Source organism: Nocardia salmonicida NBRC 13393, from assembly GCF_001613085.1.
Taxonomy (GTDB): Bacteria; Actinomycetota; Actinomycetes; order Mycobacteriales; family Mycobacteriaceae; genus Nocardia; species Nocardia salmonicida.
In genome coordinates this window covers 127058-142747 of sequence record NZ_BDBR01000016.1, presented here as the reverse complement: position 1 = coordinate 142747, position 15690 = coordinate 127058, and the positions used below count along the sequence as shown (strand labels likewise).

Below are 15690 nucleotides of genomic sequence, written 5' to 3'. Positions count from 1 at the left end.
GACGTCGCGCGATCAGTCGCCGAGGAGCCGAACCCCCGCCGGGTGGACTTTGCGCCAGTGTTCGGCGATGTCGATGCGGCGGGTTGTCCACACCCGTTCGTGCGATATGACGTGGTCGAGGAACCGCTCGAGGGCGGCGGTGCGGGCGGGGCGGCCCGCGATGCGGCAGTGCAGGCCGATCGACAACATCTTCGGGGCGCCTTCAGCCCCTTCGCGGTAGAGCACGTCGAAGGCGTCGCGCAGGTGGGCGTAGAACTCGTCGCCGTTGGCGAAGCCGGCCGGGGAAGAGAAGCGCATGTCGTTGGTGTCGAGGGTGTACGGCACCACGAGATGGTTCTGCCCGCGCACCTCGGTCCAGTAGGGGAGGTCGTCGGCGTAGGAATCGGAGTCGTAGACGAAACCGCCCTGTTCGACGACCAATTCGCGGGTGTTCGGGGAGTCGCGGCCGGTGTACCAGCCGAGGGGGGCCGCACCGGTGAGGCCGGTGAGGACGCGGACCGCTTCGGCCATGTCGGCGCGTTCGCTCTCGCGATCGATCAGCTGATAGGACTTCCATCGCAGTCCGTGGCAGGCGATCTCGTGGCCGAGTTCGGAAAAGGCCGCTACCGCTTCGGGATTGCGCTGCATCGCCTGCGCCACGGCGAAGACTGTGAGCGGTAGGCCGCGCCGTTCGAAGGCGCGCAGCACCCGCCACAACCCGGCGCGCGAGCCGTATTCGTAGAGCGATTCCATGCTCATGTGCCGGTTCGGAAAAGCATCGGCGGGCGTCATCTCGGAGAGAAAGGTCTCCGAATGCGGTGAACCGTCGAGGACGTTGTTCTCCCCGCCCTCTTCGTAATTCAGCACGAACTGCACCGCGATCACCGCACCGTCGGGCCACTGTGGGTCGGGCGGATTCGGTCCGTATCCGACGAAATTGCGAAGCTCGCTCATGCGCTGAGCTCTCCGTAGAGGCGCAGCCGGGCCAGGCCGCCGTCGGGATAGATGTCGAGTCGTACCTCCACTACCGAGGCCGCCGCGAGGGCGAGAGCGAAGCGATGCCGGGTGTCGGGGAGCAGGTCGGTGCGCGGCAGGAGTTCGACTTCTGTTCCGTCGCTGGTCAATCCGGTGAGCGACGCCGAGCCGGGGCTGTTTCCCAGGAAGCAGGAGGTGTCGATCTCGGCGAGACGGATCGCGCCGGGGCCCGCCAATTTGATGCGCACCCAGTCGTTTCCGTCGTCGCGGCGACGCGCGGTCTCCCAGCCGTCGCCCATCTCCCTGGCCAGGCCGGGGTAGAGCATCTGGTTCGGCGAACTGTAGAAGCGGTTCGAGCAGTCGAGCACGAGGGCGCCGTTTTCCAGCGCGGCGAGGTCGAGCGGGCCGAGGCCGAGGAGCGCGGTATCGGGGCGACCTTCGCCGTGCACGCGAAGGCGGGCCACGCCGCCATCGGGATGCATGGTGAGTTTCACATGGGTCCACCGGTTCTCGTCCTCGACGGCGAACGGATTGCGGCTGTCGCCACCGACCTTCACGCGGTCGAGCAGGGTCACCCAGTCGGTGCGGGCGGCGATCTCCTCGGCGGGCGGATAGCCCTCGATCGCCAGCGCCGACAGCGAAACCTCGGGCGGAAAATTGCCCTTGAACCAGGCGGTGTCCACCACCACGCCGCGGATCACGCCGGGCACGCCGAGCCGCACGACGGCCGAATCGTCACCGGGTCTGCCGCGATGCCTGCGGGTCTCCCAGCCGTCGTAGACCTGACCTTTGTGCCCGAATGTCGCCGGCTGGTATTCCGACGGACCCGGGCTGACGAGGTTCTCCTTCTCCGCGAAGAATTCGTCGTTCGCCCAGATCACCGAACCGCCAAGGGTGCGGACGGCCAGATCCGGGAGCAGGGTGAAATCGTCGCTGCCGTCGACTCGGCTCACGGGTGCCTCCTCATGTCGGGTTCGATATTACTGGTATACCGCTATTTGTGGTGGGTGGCTCACGTCGTACGCACGCGCCGAGCGGCGAGGTCGAGCAGAACATCGCCGGTCAGGTCCGGGGCCTTCGCGAGTAGTTCGGCCTCGGTGAACGCCCCGGCCCGCAGGCCACGCAGCACGGTGCTCGCCAGGGCTTCGGCGGTAGCGGGCTCGTCCAGCACGCCCCCGCCGCGCCGGTCCAGATAGGCGATCAGGCGCGGCATCGCCACCTCGGACGCGCTACGGAAGAAGTCGTAGGTGGCGAGCCAGCGGGTGATCAGGTGACCGGGGTGCATGTCCCAGCCCTGGTAGTAGCCGCGACGCAGCGCCCGGTCGACCAGGCGGTGATGGTTGGCCATGGCGCCCTCGGGATCGACGTCGGGGACGATCTGGGTGGAGCCGTCGCAGATCCACACCCCCGTCTGCGCGGCGGCGACCTGCATCACCGACTTGGCGTGATCGGCGGCGGGATGGTCGAGGGCCTGATCGGTGGCCGCGATGCCGCAGGCGGCGGTGTAGTCGTAGGTACCGAAATGCAGTGCGCTACAGCGTCCGTCGGCCAGCTGGATCATCTTCACGATAGGCGCGGTGCCGTCGGGGGCGATGATCGCCTGTGGGCTCTCGATCTGGAGTTCGAACCGCAGCGACCGTTCGGGCAGGCCGTGGCCTCGCTCGAGCCCGGTACACAGGTCGACGATCGCCGACACCTGTTCCGCGGCGCGGATCTTCGGCACCGTGAACACGAAGCCGGGCAGCGCGCCACCCGCCCCGTCGAGGACGAGTTCGAGGGTCCGCAATGCGCGCCGACGTTCGTTCGCGGCCAACCCCTTCGTCCGAACACCGAAGGAGACCGGGGCGCCGGGCTTTTCGGCCCACGCCGCCAACGCCTCCCCCGCGACCTTCGCCGCCGCGTCCTCTTCCTCGTCGGTCCGGAACCCGTAACCGTCCTCGAAGTCGATGCGCATGTCCTGCACCGGCCGGTCCGCGAGTCGGCGGCGCACGGCAGGAAGCGAGCCGGTGGCGTCGAGGCCGACGAGGAAGTCGGCGTGGCGATGCAGCAACTCCGAGGCGGTAGCACCCCACTCGGCGGGGGTCTGCGCGGTGGCGCGGTCGGCGGGAACGTAGGCGGTGTGCACGGGCTGGACCCGGTCACCGGCCCCGGGGTAGCGCACGCGCAGTTCCGCGTCGACGGAGTCGAGAACGGAGTCGATGCGGGCTCGAATATGTTCGGGCAGGCGAGTATTCACCCGGCGGTTCCTTCCTTGATGGCCCGCCACACCCGGTCGGCGGTCATCGGTAATCGGTCCGGGCGGACACCGATGGCGTCGCGGATCGCGTTCGCCAGGGCCGGGGCCACCGGGTTGTAGGGGGACTCACTCATCGATTTGGCGCCCAGCGGGCCCAACTCGTCACTCGTTTCGGCGAAATAGACCTCCGTGCGGGGCAGATCGGCGAACTGTGGAACGTGATAGTGGCGCAGCGTCCTGGTGGTCACCACACCGTATTCCGACCGCATGTCCTCGTAGAGCGCGGTACCGAGTGCTTGCGCGACCCCGCCTTCCACCTGTCCGCGCAGCTGCACCGGGTTGAGCACGGTGCCCGCGTCGGCGACCTGGATCGATTGCAGAATCCGTACCGCGCCGGTCGAGGGCTGAACCGCCACCCGGAACGCGTGCACATTGAAACTCACCGAGCGCGGGGTGCCCGCGTGGGTGCCGTGGGCGATCAGCTCGCCGTCGGCGAGCAGTTGGGCCGCGGTGATCAGCTCGTCGCCGCAGCGCACGCCGCCCGCTTCGAGCAGGCAGTCGCGTTCGGGGTGGCCGCTCACCTTCGCCGCCCTCGCCAGCATCATCGCGTGCAGTTCGAGCGCCGCCGCGTAGGAGGCTTTGCCCGCGACCATGGTGCCGGTGGAGCCGAACGCGCCGGTGTCGTGGCCGACCACGTCGGTGTCGGACTGGCGGATGACGATCCGCTCGGCGGTGGTGGCCAGTGCCGTCGCCGCGAGCTGGGCATGGACTGTCGTGGTTCCATTGCCGAATTCCGCCGTGCCGACGCCTATTTCGTAGCGACCATCGGCCAGCAGGCGCGCCGTGGCATCGGCGTGGTGTCCGCGCGGAGGTACGGTCGCGATCATGGCCACGGCCATCCCCTCACCCACCTGCCAGTGCGGGCCGGGCGCCGCGACACCGTTGCCGCGACGCAATGCCTGCTGAGCGGTGTCGAGACATTGGTCGAGGCCGTAACTGCCGAAAGTCAGGTCGGACTCGTCGATTTCGGCGGCGGTGAATTGATCGCCCGGAATCACCACATTGCGCCGGCGGAATTCGAACGGGTCGATGCCGAGTTCGCGAGCCAGTTCGTCGATCGCCGATTCGACGCCGAAGATCACCTGGCCGAGCCCGTACCCGCGGAACGCGCCGGAGGGAACGTTGTTGGTGTACACCGCTTGCGCGTCGACCCGCTTGTTCGGACAGCGGTAGACGGCCACCGATTCACCGACCGAATGGAACATCACGCCCGCGCTGTGATTGCCGTAGGCGCCCGCGTCGGCGAGGACGTCCACCGAGAGCGCGGTCAGGACCCCCGCCGCGTCGGCTGCCGCGGTGACCGCGACGCGCATCGGGTGACGGCACGTGGCCGAGGTGAATTCGTCGGTGCGGGTGAACTCGTATTGCACGGGATGCCCGGTGCGCAGCACAGCCAGCGCGATGAGATCCTCGGCCAGCATCTCCTGCTTCGCCCCGAATCCGCCGCCCACGCGAGTCGCGAACACCCGCACGCGATCTCGATCCAGCCCGAACAGGTGGCACAGTTCGTCGCGGACCAGGAACGGCACCTGGGTGCTCGAGCGGACGACGAGCCCGCCCGCGTCGTCGAGCCAGCCGATTCCACCATGGGTCTCCAGGTGCACATGCTGCACGCGAGGTGAATTCCACACGCCGCTCACCACTTCGGCGGCCTGCTCGATGCCTGCATCGAAATCACCCACACCACCGTGGATCTCGGCGATCAGATTGCGCTGCGCGTCGGCGATCCGTGCCGAGTCCGGCTTGTCGGCATGCAGCAGCGGTGCGCCGTCGGCCAACGCTGCCTCGGGCTCGAAGACCGCGGGCAGCACCTCGTACTCCACGCGCAGTGCTCGCACCCCCGCACGTGCGGCGTCCAGGGTCTCCCCCACCACCGCGGCCACCCGCTGCCCCGCGAACCGGACCGTGCTGTCGAGCACGAAGGTGTCGTCCGGATCGTCCTCGCGCAGTTCGTGACGAGCCGTGGAGAACGCGGTCCGCGGTCCATCCACATGCGTCAACACCGTGTGCACACCCGGCACCGCCCGCGCCGCGGCGGCGTCGATGGAGACGATCCGCGCATGCGCGTGCGGACTGGCCAGCACAGCCAGATGCCACGGAGCCACCGGCGGCATCTGCTCACCCGCCCCCGGCACCACATCCATAGTGAACGCCTCCCCACCCCGCACGATCCGTGCCCCCGCGGGCGCCCCCACCCCGTCCCCGATCTGCCCCGGCCGATACTTCCGCCGCATCACCCCGCCGACCCGCGCCTCCACTACCGACACGGCGGACACCCCGACCTGCGGCCCTTCTTCGGCCGAGACCGCGGTGACCTCGCCGGCCAGATGGCCGCCCACATAAGACCCGACACCAGGCCCCGCTGCATCGCTGCTCGCCGTGGTGGCCGCAGACACGGACGAACTACTGTCGAATCGGTCAGCGGTCGACTCACGACCGCCCTCCCCTGTGCACAACGTGCCGGATTCTCCCGAACGGCGCTGCGCCGAGTCGGCCTCGGTAGTTGTGCACAGTGATGCACAGGGTGCGGCCAACGCGTCGGCGATGGCGCGATAACCCGTGCAGCGGCACAGGTTTCCCTTCAACAGCTCGGCACGTTCGGCGTCGGTGATTGCCTGAGCAGCAGAGTTGTCCACAGGTGTGTCGGGCCGAACGGCGGCCAGACCCGACGCTGTCACCACCATTCCAGCAGTGCAGAAACCACATTGGAACCCGGCGTTCGCCACGAAGCTGCGCTGCACGGAGTTCGGCCCGTCCGTATCGCCGAGTCCCGCGGCGGTCGTCACCGCGCGGTCGGCGGCGCGGTGTGCCGGGATCAGGCAGGAGTGGACGGGTTCGCCGTCGAGCAGCACCGAGCAGGCGCCACAGTCGCCGGAGTCGCAGCCTTTCTTGACCGCCAGCTCACCGTGTTCGCGCAGCACCGTGCGCAGACACTGGCCTGGCCGCGCGCTCACTTCGACCGCACGGCCGTCGATCTCGAGCCTCATGAACCACCTCCGTGTTCCGTACGACGCAGCCATCTGACCTCACGACGCCTCCCCCAGTTCGGCGGCGACCTCGGTGGCCAGCAGCCCGGTCACGTGCTCGCGCCAGTCCGGCGCACCGTGCGGGTCGTCGAACCACACGTCGTCGTCCAGTTCGGCCAGCGCTTCGGTCAGATCGGATCGCGTAGGGACGGAATCGAAGTCGAGGACGATCGGTCGCACGGTCGCCGCGGTGACGGTGATCGCGCAGCGGTCGTCGGCCTCGCGTCTACCCATCACCACCGATCCGGAACGCCCGAGCGGAGCCAGGGCGATCTTGCGAAAGCTGGTGCGCGCCAACAGACTCGAAGTAGGCACCAGAAAGGAGCGCACGATGGCGCCCGTGGCCAGCAGATTCTCGCCCGGCCCGGTGACGAAGTCGCGCAAGCTGATTCGACGCTCGCCGCCGCCGCGCGGCCAGATCACCGCCGTGGCGTCCAAGGCGACGAGCGCGCCGAGTACCGCACCGGCGGGCAGCGACAGGCACACATTCCCGCCGACTGTCGCGGTGCGCCAGATCTTGTGTGAGGCCAGCAGCGCCCGGCAGGACTGCGCGAAAAGCGCCGTCCCCGGCCACTCCGGCCGCAGCGTCGAGGTGCCGAGTTCGCGGCCGGGCCCGGCGCCGGCGAACTCCGCCAGCGTGCAGGTCGCGGCGATCTCCAGATCTTGCGCGCGGGCCGTGAGCGGAGCCCAGCCGAGGGTGGTGATGTCGACCAGCCGGTCGAGATGATCGTGCGGCTCGGAGAACAGGAAGGTGCCGCCCGCCAGCACCGCGCTACCCGCTCCGACCTGTGCCAGATCGGCGCGCTCGCGGGCGAGAACAACCTCGGAAACAGTATCCAGATCCACGTTCACCTCGCTTGCCTCACCGGCCACAGTAGGGGCCGCGAGTTGCCACGATGTTGCACGAAACCCGCGCCAGATTGCGCCGCGGTTAACCCGGTGTTCGCCATCCAGTGTGCGCCGATCCGAGCAAAACCGCAGTTCAGCACGCCGTCGCCGACGAGTACCGCCCACAACCGAGACCTTGCGCCTGTCACGCACCGGCCAGCAGCGTGGCTTGCGCCTGGGCCACCTCGGCGCCGACCGACATCTCGTCCACGGTCAGCACCACATCGTCGCGAACAACCTCGCGCCCGTTCACCACCAAGGCGGCCAACGGCGGCGCCGACCCGAGCACCAGCGCGACAACAGGGTCCTCGATGCCCGCGTGAGCGGGGGTATCCAGCCGCCACAGCGCCAGATCCGCCAGCTTGCCGGGTTCGATGGACCCGATCTCCTCGGCGCGCCCGAGCACGCGCGCGCCGCCCATGGTCGCCAGTTCCAGCGCGGTCCGCACCGTCATCGCCCGTGGCCCGCCGACCGCCCGCGCGTACAGCAGTGCGTTGCGCGGCTCCTCGATCATCGAACTCGACTCGTTGCTGGCCGCACCGTCGACCCCGAGACCCACGGGCACACCGGCCGCCACCAGGTCGGCGGTCCGCGCGATCCCGGCGCCCAGCCGACCGTTCGACGTCGGGCAGTGCGCGATCCCGGTCCCGGTCCTGGCCATCGCCGCGATCGCCGGGTCGTCGAGATGCACGGCGTGGGCGTACCAGACGTCCTCGCCGAGCCAGCCGAGCCGCTCCATGTACTCGGCGGGCGTGCACCCGAACTTCTCCAGGCAGAACTGCTGCTCGTCGAGGGTTTCGGCGAGGTGCGTGTGCAGCCGGACGCCCGCGGACCGCGCCAGCGCCGCGGACTCGCGCATGAGATCGGCGGTCACCGAGAACGGCGAGCAGGGGGCCAGCGCGATCCGCACCATCGCGTCGAAGGACGGGTCGTGCCACTCCTCGACGGCCGCGGCACTCGCGGCGAGGATGTCGTCGATCGACTCCACCACCGAGTCCGGCGGCAGCCCGCCGTTGCTCTGTCCGAGATCCATCGACCCGCGCGCCGGGTGGAACCGCAGCCCCACCTCGGCGGCCGCCCCGATCTCCGCGGCGAGCAGATCGCCGCCGCCACGCGGGAACACGTAATGGTGATCCGACGACGTCGTGCAGCCACTGCGCGCCAGCGAGACCAGCGCGCCGGTGGCCGCGGTCCGCACCGATTTCTCGTCGATCCGCGCCCACACCGGATACAGCGTGGTCAGCCACTCGAACAGCGTGTTGTCTGCGGCCAGCCCGCGGGTGATCCACTGGTAGAGGTGGTGATGGGTGTTGACCAGACCGGGCGTGAGTACACAGCCGCGCCCGTCGATCCGCGCGACCTCGGGACCGAATTCCGGCGGCATACCCTCGCCGACGGCATCGATCCTGTTGCCACGCACGGTGACCCAGCCGTGGCGGTACTCGGTGCCCGCCGCGTCGACGGTCACCACCGCGCAGCCGTGGATCAGCAGATCGGGCGCGCTCACGGCTGCCACGCGATCCCCGCGTCGGGCGCGTCCGCGCGCGCCAGGGTGGCGTGGATCGAGCCGTACGGCCGGTCGGCCGCCCAGAAGACCTCGCCCTTGTTCTCGATCTCGAACTGCGCCAGGTCGTAGTCGAAGTGGTGCTTGTTCGGCGCCGACAACCGGATCTCGGCGAGCATCGGAAAACGTTCCAGCGCGGCCGTTCCCATCGCGTACAGCGTCTGCTGCAATGCCTTGGAATACGTGGTCGCGAACAGCTCGAGCAGCGTGGCGCGAATCCCGGCGTACACCTCGTCCCAGTCGACTCCGCCGATTTCGGCGAACCGCCACTGGACCACCAGCGAACTGGCCAGCACCCGATCATGGGTCGGCGCGAGGGTCGTGTACTCGTCGGTGAGGAAGTCGGCGAACTCCGAGCCGGTCGACTTGAGCAGCACCAGGTCCTTGATCCCGCCGATCACCCAGGTCTGTTGCTCGGCGCCCGTGCCCGCCACCGTCACCGCGGCCGTGCGCACCTCGGGCCCCTGCCGCACCCACGTGTGATCGTGTTCGGCGCCATCGATCGAGACCCGTTGCCAGCCATAGGAGTCCACGTCGATCCGCGCACTCGACACCGGCTCCACCGCATCGACGAAATGCTTCGCCAGCGCGATCGCGTAGTCCTCGATCGTGTCGAGGCCGGGCTTCTTCGCGTAGATGAAAGCGGTGTGCTTCTGGGTGTCGGTGGGCAGAACGTGACGCTGGTCACCGTCGGTGTATGCCGCCTCGAAATCGCCCCGCAGAGCGGTGGAGACGTTCACGTCGCGAATCTCGTGCCGCGCGTTCTCTTTGTAGAAACGCACAACCCGATTCTCGGCCTTGCCATATCGATGATCGGTCAACACGATCGGACCATTCAGTGCCATCTCAGCTCCCTCGGTAGGTGGAATAGGCGAACGGCGACAGCAGCAGCGGCACATGCAGGTGCGGCTGATCACCCACCGTGAACGCGACGCAGACTTCCGGATAGAAAGTCTCGCTACCCTGCGCCGCGAAATAGCTGCCGGTGTCGAAGAAGAGGCGGTAGTCGCCCGGATTCAGCCCGGCCGCAAGCTCTTTCACCCGACCGTCGGCATCGGTGAGCGCTTCGGTGAGCCGCTGGTCCTCGCGCAGGAGCCACACGGCGACACCCGCCGCCGGCGCCCCGCGCACAGCATCGAGGACGTGGGTGCTCAGGCTCGTCATGACACCACCAGTCCCGCCAGTCGCAGCCGGTTGATCTTCGACAGTTCTATTCGCATGACCTGCCTTTCCGTCGACGGATCGTTGTCCAAGCGCGCCCGCAACACCGCGAGCAACTCCTCGCCGCTGCGGCCAGCGGCGCAGACCAGATAGATGTGGCCGAACTTCGCCTCGTAGGCGCGATTGCCCTCGGCCAGCGCCGAGCGCACGTCCTGGCCGGTCACGCCGGACTGTTCGCGCGCCGACGCCGCCGAGGTCGGGCGGTCGCCGATGCGCGGGTGACCAGCCAGCGCATCGTCGATGTCGGCGTCATCGAGCGAGGCCGACGCCGCGTCGGCGGCCGCCGTCAGCGATTCCGTGGTCGCGTAGGGACGGGCAGCCGCGACAGCCCGTGCCCAGCGCGGCGCAGAGCAACAGGCAAGCAATGCCTCTTCGGCAGTCTCCGCAGGTAGATCGTTGAAACCCGCGAGGCTCAACCCTTGGCTCGTCATCGATCCAGCATCGCGCGATCCCCGCCGCGTCGCCACCGATGTGCAGTCCATCACGTCGGCGTGTCGTCGTCGCCGCGCTCCCCTGCCGTAATCGAGCGGCAACATTGCGTCATTACCTTCGCTCACATGCCCCCAGTCGCCCCTTCCGCGAACCCGTCGTGCACGGGCATCGTCCTCGCGGCGGGTGCGGGCACGCGATACGGCAAACCCAAGGCACTCGCCGAGAACGGCGCCTGGTTGCGCTCGGCGATCACCGCCCTGCGCGACGGTGGTTGCGATCCGGTGATCGTCGCGCTCGGCGCGACCGGACCCGATCCGGGCGCCCTCGGACTGCCCGTCGACACCGAGTGGCGGTGGGTAGCCGACTGGGCCACCGGACTCTCCGCGACGGTGCGCGCGGGCTTGCGCGCCGCCCTCGAAAAGGACACTCGTTATGTGGCGTTCTTGCCCGTCGATACCCCCGATATCGGGGCCGATGTGGTCGCCAGAGTGCTCGCCGCGGCGCGTTCGAGCCAGAGCGGACTTGCCCGTGCTGTGTTCAACAACACACCTGGTCACCCCGTTGTGATCGAGAACAAGCACTGGGAAGCCATTTCGGAGGTAACGGCAGGCGATGTCGGAGCCGGTTCCTATTTGGGCGGTCGACAGGATATGGTGTGCGTCACGTGCGACGACTTGGCGACAGGGACCGATCGCGATTTCCCGGAAGTCGGCGCACGGTGATCGGAGTTGTGAGATATGCGCGATATCGTCGATGACCTTCTGCGAGTGTGGCATTCGGGCCGTACGGGTGGCCTCGCCACCGTGGTCCGTACTATCGGCACCAATTCCCTGCCCATCGGATCTTCGATGCTCGTCACCCCCAACGGTGGCGTCTTCGGATCCATTGCCTCCGGCCGGCTGGAAGAGACCGTGTATGACGCGGCTCTGGAAGCGGGTCGCACCGGCGTCCGGCAACTGCGTCGCTACAGCATGCTCACCGGGATGGAATCGAGCGCCGACGACGGCACGCTCGTCGATATTTTCGTAGAACCGTTCTCCTGCCGCGATTTTCCCGAATTCCCCTCCATTGCCGCCGATATCCAAGCCCATCGCCGGGTCACCGTGTTCACCGTGGTCTGGAATCAGGATCCCGATGTCATCGGTCAGCATCTGGTCACCGACCGCAAGCACGCGACCGAACTCGTCGCGCTGCCCGAGTCGGATCTGTTCGTCGCCTCGTACTGCCCGCCGCCGCGCCTGATCATCTTCGGCGCCAACGCCTATGCGGCCACCCTCGTCGCACAGGCGCGGATGATCGGCTACCGGGTGAGCATCTGCGACTCGCGCCCCGAGTTCGCCGACCCGGCCTCGTTCCCCGGCGCCGAAGTGGTCGTCGACTGGCCGCACCGCTACCTCAACACCCTCTCGGCCGCGGGCGAGGTCGACAGCAGCACCGCGATCGTCGTGCTGGCCAACGAGCCGCGCTTCGAGATCCCGCTGCTCACCGTCGCCTTACGACTACCCGAGCTCGGATACCTGGCCGCCCTCGGCACCCCGGCCGACCAGGCCCGCCGCCTCGACGACCTGCGGGCCGGCGGCTTCGACGAGCCGACCCTGTCCCGCGTGCACGTGCCCGCGGGCCTGGAGACCGGCCCGCGTACCCCCGCCGAGACCGCCGTCTTCATCACCGCCGACTTCCTCGCCTCCCGTGCGGGTCTGCGCCTCGCGGCCCAGCGCGACTACGTCTCGACCGCCGCTGTGGGCATGGCGATTTGATGTGCGCCGGCGCCGCGACCCGCGGCGCCGGCCGACCGTCTACTTCAAACCAGGGTTCTCGGCGTAGATCTCACGAATAACCGACAGGTCGAACAGCTGGTCGGCCTTGATATCGATCTTCGCGGTGCGAAGGGCGGCGATGTTCTGCTCGATCAGCGCGTCCGACATCGTCAGCAGTCCGTCGGTCCTGGTCGACGCGGAGACGACCAGGTCGTTCTGCGCGGTGGCCTCCGCGGTCTGCTCGGCCAGGTCGAGCTTCAGGTCCTTGCCGTAGACCTCCACAGCGAGGCGCGCGGACTCGGCGGGACTGGCGACGGCGTCCTTCCAGCCCTTGATCTGGGCGGTCAGGAAGGCTTTGAGCTTGTCGCGCTCGTTGTCGATGGTGTGCTGGCTGACGGTCATCGTCTCGGCGACCAGCGGTAGACCGAAGTCGGCGAACAGGAAGTGGTCGTTGGCGAAGCCCTTGGCGGCCAAGGTGATCGGCTCGTTGGTCACGTAGCTCACCCAGCCGTCGACCTCACCGTTGGCCAGCGGCGTCGGATCGAACTGCGCGGGCACCACGGTCACCTCGCCCGGACTGATGCCGTTGGCGGCCAGCAGGGCACTGAAGATGAGCTGGTTGGTGTCCTGCACGCCGATCTTGCGGCCCTTCATCTCCGCGGGCGTCTTTATCGGTTTGCCCGCCGAGCTGACAATCGCGAACGGGTTCTTCTGGTAGGTCGCACCGACGATCTTGGCGGGCAGTCCTTCGAGCACGGCGGGCGCGGTGGTCTGCGGCGCGGAAAGGCCGAGCCAGATCTTGCCGGTATCGAGGCCCGCTTCCACCGAAGTCGACGCCGCGCCACCCGCGACGAGATCTACCGCACCGAATCCCGCATCTTTGAAATAGCCCTTCGAATCGGCGAAATACTCACCCGCGAATTCGATGTTCTTGATCCACGACAACTGGATAGCGACCTTGCCGAATTTCGAGCCGTCGTCGGTCGAACCGTTCGAGGATGTGCTCGAACCGCCGCCACACGCGGCGAGCAATCCGACGCCGCCGAGCGCGGCGCCGGTCAATGCGGAAAAGCGGAGAAAGGAACGACGGTCGACACTGTTCATACGCAGAATGTAGATTCGCCGCGTTTCGTTCTCTTTGCCGTCACGTTCCACCCACTATTCCTACTTTCCAGCGTTCGGACCGAAGCGCGCGAGCACCACGTTCTCGAGCACTCCGACAATCGCGTACAGCAGCACCGACACCACCGTGACGACCACGATGGACGCCCACAACCGGTTGTACTGGAACATCGGGATGGCCCGCACCAGGCTCGCGCCCAATCCTGTTCCACTACCGAGCCATTCGCCCAGCAGGGCGCCGATGAGCGCACCGGGCACCGAGATCCTGGCGGCGGCGAACACCGACGGCAGCGCGGCGGGCACCGCGACCATCCGCAGCCGGGTCCAGCGCGTGCCGCCGTAGGCCGTCACCAATTCCATTGCCTGCCTCGGTGCTTCGCGGAGGCCGGTCATGATCATCACCAGGGCGGGGAAGAACACGACGATCGCCGTCAGCACCGTCACCCCCGCCGTGCCACGGCCGAAGATCAGCACGACGATCGGACACAGGGCGACCAGCGGCACCGAACGCAACAGCATCGCGACCGGCATGAACGTCTGCCGCACAGCCGAATACAGCACGAACAGCGCGGCAACGCCGAGCGCGCCTGCCATTCCGACGAGAAAGCCCGATGCCGCGTCGCGCAGGGTGATCGCGAGGTCGTCGAGAATCGCCTGCCGTGCCGTCGCCGCACCCGCCGAGGTCACCAGATAGGCCCAGACATCCGCCGGTGTCTTGCCCACCCGCGGACCGATCTGCGGGAACAGGCGAAGAAACAGCGTCCAGATGATGAGCAGCAGGATCAGCGAGCTCGCCAGCGGCAGCAGGAAGCGGCCGATCCTGCCCAAGACGGTGGTGGTCATCGCGTCGACTCCTCGGCGGTCGCCGTCCACGGCGTGATCAGTCGGGCCGCACCCGCCACCAGCAGGTAGCCGAGCCCGGCCAGTGCGGCGGCGGCGATCGCCATGCCCCAGGTGCGTGGCACGTTGTAGGCGGTCTGCGCCGCGGTGAGCGCGACTCCGATGCCGCTGTCGACGCCGCCCAGGTACTCGCCGATGATCGCGCCGAGCACAGCCGACGGCGCGGCGATCTTCAAGGCGGCGAACGTATTCGGCAGCGCCGCGATGGATTGGACGCGATACAACTGCTGCCAGCGGCCACCGCCGTAGGCGCGCACCAGATCCAGGCTCGCCGGATCCGCCGAGCGCAATCCGGTCACCGCGCCGACCATGGTGGTGAAGAAGCAGTACATCGCGGCCAGGAACACCGTGGGTGTGCGTCCACCGAAGACCACCAGGATGATCGGGCCGAGCGCCACCAGCGGCGTGCAGTAGCTCAGGATGGCCAATTGGGTGGCGAGGGGTTCGATCCGCGGTACCACCATGATCAGCGCCGCGATCCCGATCGCCAGCAGATTCCCCCACAGGAAGCCCTGCACCGCCCCGATCGCGGTGACCTGGAAGTTGGGCCCGTAGAGCCCCCACCCGTCCGACCACATGGTGGAAAGGACTCGCCACGGCGTGGGAATCGTCCCGCCCGCGGTGCCCGCGGCGGCCAGCGCCCACCACAGCGCGATCAGCGCCACCACGCCCAGCGCACCGGCCGCGCGGCCCGTGCCCGCGCTCACGCGACCCCACCCCGCCCGAACAGCAACTCGGACAGGTAGTCACAGAGCTTGTGGAATTCCGGGGTCCGCATCATCTCGGGTGTGCGCGGTCGCGGCAGGTCGATCTCGACCAGTTCCAGCACCCGGCCGGGTCGCGGACTCATCACCGCCACCACATCGGAGAGGAACACCGCCTCGCCGATGCCGTGGGTGACCATCAGCGTGGTCGCGGGCTTCTCGGTCCAGATTCGCAGCAGTTCCAGGTTCAATCGCTGCCTGGTCATGTCGTCGAGCGCGCCGAACGGTTCGTCGAGCAGCAGCACCGACGGCTGCACGACCAGTGCCCGCGCGATCGAAACCCGTTGGCGCATACCGCCGGACAGCTGCGCGGGCTTGGCCTTCTCGAACCCGTCGAGGCCGACCAGCGCGATCAGCTCGGCGATCCGGTCCGGTGCGGCGGGCAGCCCGGCCACCTGCAACGGCAGCCCGATATTGGATTCCACGCTGCGCCACGGCAGCAACGCCGAATCCTGAAACGCGATACCCAGCTGATGACCGCCGCGCAATTGTTCCGGGGACAGGCCGTTGATCCGGGCGGTACCCGCGCTCGGTTCGTCGAGGCCGGCCAGAATCCGCAACACCGTCGATTTGCCGCAGCCCGACGGCCCGAGCAATGCCAGGAATGCACCGTGCGAAGTCCGCAAATCGACCGAGTCCAGCGCGTCGACCGTGTTGCGGCCTACCTTGAAGGTCTTGCTCAACCCACTGATCTCGATCCCGGCGGTCGCGCTGCCGGGGATTTCCTTACCCATGCTCGTCACCATAAGAGCGGCTGGTTGCGGCG

Annotated in this window: 15 protein-coding genes; 2 read left to right on the top strand and 13 right to left on the bottom strand. The window is 68.2% G+C overall.

The features are described from left to right. Nucleotides 1–12 precede the first annotated feature (12 nt). The 9 genes from puuE to uraD form a co-directional block, all read right to left on the bottom strand. On the bottom strand, nucleotides 13–933 hold the full coding sequence (puuE, locus tag NS1_RS18585; protein WP_062986311.1) for an allantoinase PuuE: 921 nt from the start codon (nucleotides 931–933) through the stop codon (nucleotides 13–15). Next, nucleotides 930–1907: an allantoicase gene (gene alc / locus NS1_RS18580; RefSeq protein WP_062986310.1), complete on the bottom strand. Its 978-nt coding sequence runs from the start codon at nucleotides 1905–1907 to the stop codon at nucleotides 930–932. Before alc ends, puuE begins: the two co-directional genes overlap by 4 nt. Nucleotides 1908–1966: 59 nt before the next feature. Continuing rightward, nucleotides 1967–3190: a DUF6986 family protein gene (locus NS1_RS18575; protein ID WP_084503816.1), complete on the bottom strand. Its 1224-nt coding sequence runs from the start codon at nucleotides 3188–3190 to the stop codon at nucleotides 1967–1969. After that, the gene (locus tag NS1_RS18570) at nucleotides 3187–6237 is read right to left on the bottom strand and encodes a molybdopterin-dependent oxidoreductase (RefSeq protein ID WP_062986306.1); all 3051 of its coding nucleotides are present in this window, start codon (nucleotides 6235–6237) and stop codon (nucleotides 3187–3189) included. Before NS1_RS18570 ends, NS1_RS18575 begins: the two co-directional genes overlap by 4 nt. A gap of 39 nt (nucleotides 6238–6276) precedes the next feature. Then, a complete protein-coding gene (locus tag NS1_RS18565) occupies nucleotides 6277–7122 on the bottom strand; it encodes an FAD binding domain-containing protein (protein ID WP_062986443.1) in 846 nt (281 codons plus the stop codon). A gap of 187 nt (nucleotides 7123–7309) precedes the next feature. After that, nucleotides 7310–8680 (bottom strand): 8-oxoguanine deaminase, encoded by a 1371-nt coding sequence (locus NS1_RS18560; protein ID WP_062986304.1) that lies wholly within the window; start codon nucleotides 8678–8680, stop codon nucleotides 7310–7312. Further along, complete coding sequence (gene pucL / locus NS1_RS18555; protein ID WP_056814643.1) at nucleotides 8668–9573, bottom strand: factor-independent urate hydroxylase; 906 nt, start codon at nucleotides 9571–9573, stop codon at nucleotides 8668–8670. Before pucL ends, NS1_RS18560 begins: the two co-directional genes overlap by 13 nt. Nucleotide 9574: 1 nt before the next feature. Further along, nucleotides 9575–9892 carry a hydroxyisourate hydrolase gene (gene uraH / locus NS1_RS18550; RefSeq protein WP_062986302.1) on the bottom strand — a complete coding sequence of 106 codons (318 nt, stop codon included), beginning with the start codon at nucleotides 9890–9892 and terminating at the stop codon, nucleotides 9575–9577. Beyond that, the gene (uraD, locus tag NS1_RS18545; RefSeq protein WP_062986299.1) at nucleotides 9889–10380 is read right to left on the bottom strand and encodes a 2-oxo-4-hydroxy-4-carboxy-5-ureidoimidazoline decarboxylase; all 492 of its coding nucleotides are present in this window, start codon (nucleotides 10378–10380) and stop codon (nucleotides 9889–9891) included. Before uraD ends, uraH begins: the two co-directional genes overlap by 4 nt. A gap of 126 nt (nucleotides 10381–10506) precedes the next feature. Between uraD and NS1_RS18540 the strand changes: the two genes are divergently transcribed. Both NS1_RS18540 and NS1_RS18535 read left to right on the top strand, forming a co-directional pair. Continuing rightward, a complete protein-coding gene (locus tag NS1_RS18540; RefSeq protein ID WP_062986297.1) occupies nucleotides 10507–11103 on the top strand; it encodes a nucleotidyltransferase family protein in 597 nt (198 codons plus the stop codon). Nucleotides 11104–11118: 15 nt separating this feature from the next. Further along, nucleotides 11119–12138, top strand: coding sequence for an XdhC family protein (locus NS1_RS18535; protein ID WP_056814656.1), 1020 nt, complete (start codon nucleotides 11119–11121; stop codon nucleotides 12136–12138). A 39-nt stretch (nucleotides 12139–12177) separates the two neighbouring features. Here NS1_RS18535 and NS1_RS18530 read toward each other — a convergent pair whose 3' ends face one another. Genes NS1_RS18530 through NS1_RS18515 form a run of 4 tightly spaced genes read right to left on the bottom strand, consistent with a single transcriptional unit; the run spans nucleotide 12178 to nucleotide 15658 of the window. After that, nucleotides 12178–13242, bottom strand: a complete 1065-nt coding sequence (locus NS1_RS18530) for an ABC transporter substrate-binding protein (RefSeq protein ID WP_062986441.1) — start codon at nucleotides 13240–13242, stop codon at nucleotides 12178–12180. A 60-nt stretch (nucleotides 13243–13302) separates the two neighbouring features. Then, the gene (locus NS1_RS18525) at nucleotides 13303–14103 is read right to left on the bottom strand and encodes an ABC transporter permease (RefSeq protein ID WP_062986439.1); all 801 of its coding nucleotides are present in this window, start codon (nucleotides 14101–14103) and stop codon (nucleotides 13303–13305) included. Beyond that, a complete protein-coding gene (locus tag NS1_RS18520) occupies nucleotides 14100–14867 on the bottom strand; it encodes an ABC transporter permease (protein WP_062986295.1) in 768 nt (255 codons plus the stop codon). Before NS1_RS18520 ends, NS1_RS18525 begins: the two co-directional genes overlap by 4 nt. Next, the gene (locus tag NS1_RS18515) at nucleotides 14864–15658 is read right to left on the bottom strand and encodes an ABC transporter ATP-binding protein (RefSeq protein ID WP_255284588.1); all 795 of its coding nucleotides are present in this window, start codon (nucleotides 15656–15658) and stop codon (nucleotides 14864–14866) included. The genes NS1_RS18520 and NS1_RS18515 overlap by 4 nt, the downstream gene beginning before the upstream one ends. Between the last annotated feature and the right edge of the window lie 32 nt (nucleotides 15659–15690).

Coding starts and splice junctions, on each gene's coding strand:
- puuE (WP_062986311.1), bottom strand. CDS start 933: ATGAGCGAGCTTCGCAATTTCGTCGGATACGGACCGAATCCGCCCGAC.
- NS1_RS18570 (WP_062986306.1), bottom strand. CDS start 6,237: ATGAGGCTCGAGATCGACGGCCGTGCGGTCGAAGTGAGCGCGCGGCCA.
- pucL (WP_056814643.1), bottom strand. CDS start 9,573: ATGGCACTGAATGGTCCGATCGTGTTGACCGATCATCGATATGGCAAG.
- uraH (WP_062986302.1), bottom strand. CDS start 9,892: ATGACGAGCCTGAGCACCCACGTCCTCGATGCTGTGCGCGGGGCGCCG.
- uraD (WP_062986299.1), bottom strand. CDS start 10,380: ATGACGAGCCAAGGGTTGAGCCTCGCGGGTTTCAACGATCTACCTGCG.
- NS1_RS18540 (WP_062986297.1), top strand. CDS start 10,507: ATGCCCCCAGTCGCCCCTTCCGCGAACCCGTCGTGCACGGGCATCGTC.
- NS1_RS18535 (WP_056814656.1), top strand. CDS start 11,119: ATGCGCGATATCGTCGATGACCTTCTGCGAGTGTGGCATTCGGGCCGT.
- NS1_RS18530 (WP_062986441.1), bottom strand. CDS start 13,242: ATGAACAGTGTCGACCGTCGTTCCTTTCTCCGCTTTTCCGCATTGACC.
- NS1_RS18525 (WP_062986439.1), bottom strand. CDS start 14,103: ATGACCACCACCGTCTTGGGCAGGATCGGCCGCTTCCTGCTGCCGCTG.
- NS1_RS18515 (WP_255284588.1), bottom strand. CDS start 15,658: ATGGGTAAGGAAATCCCCGGCAGCGCGACCGCCGGGATCGAGATCAGT.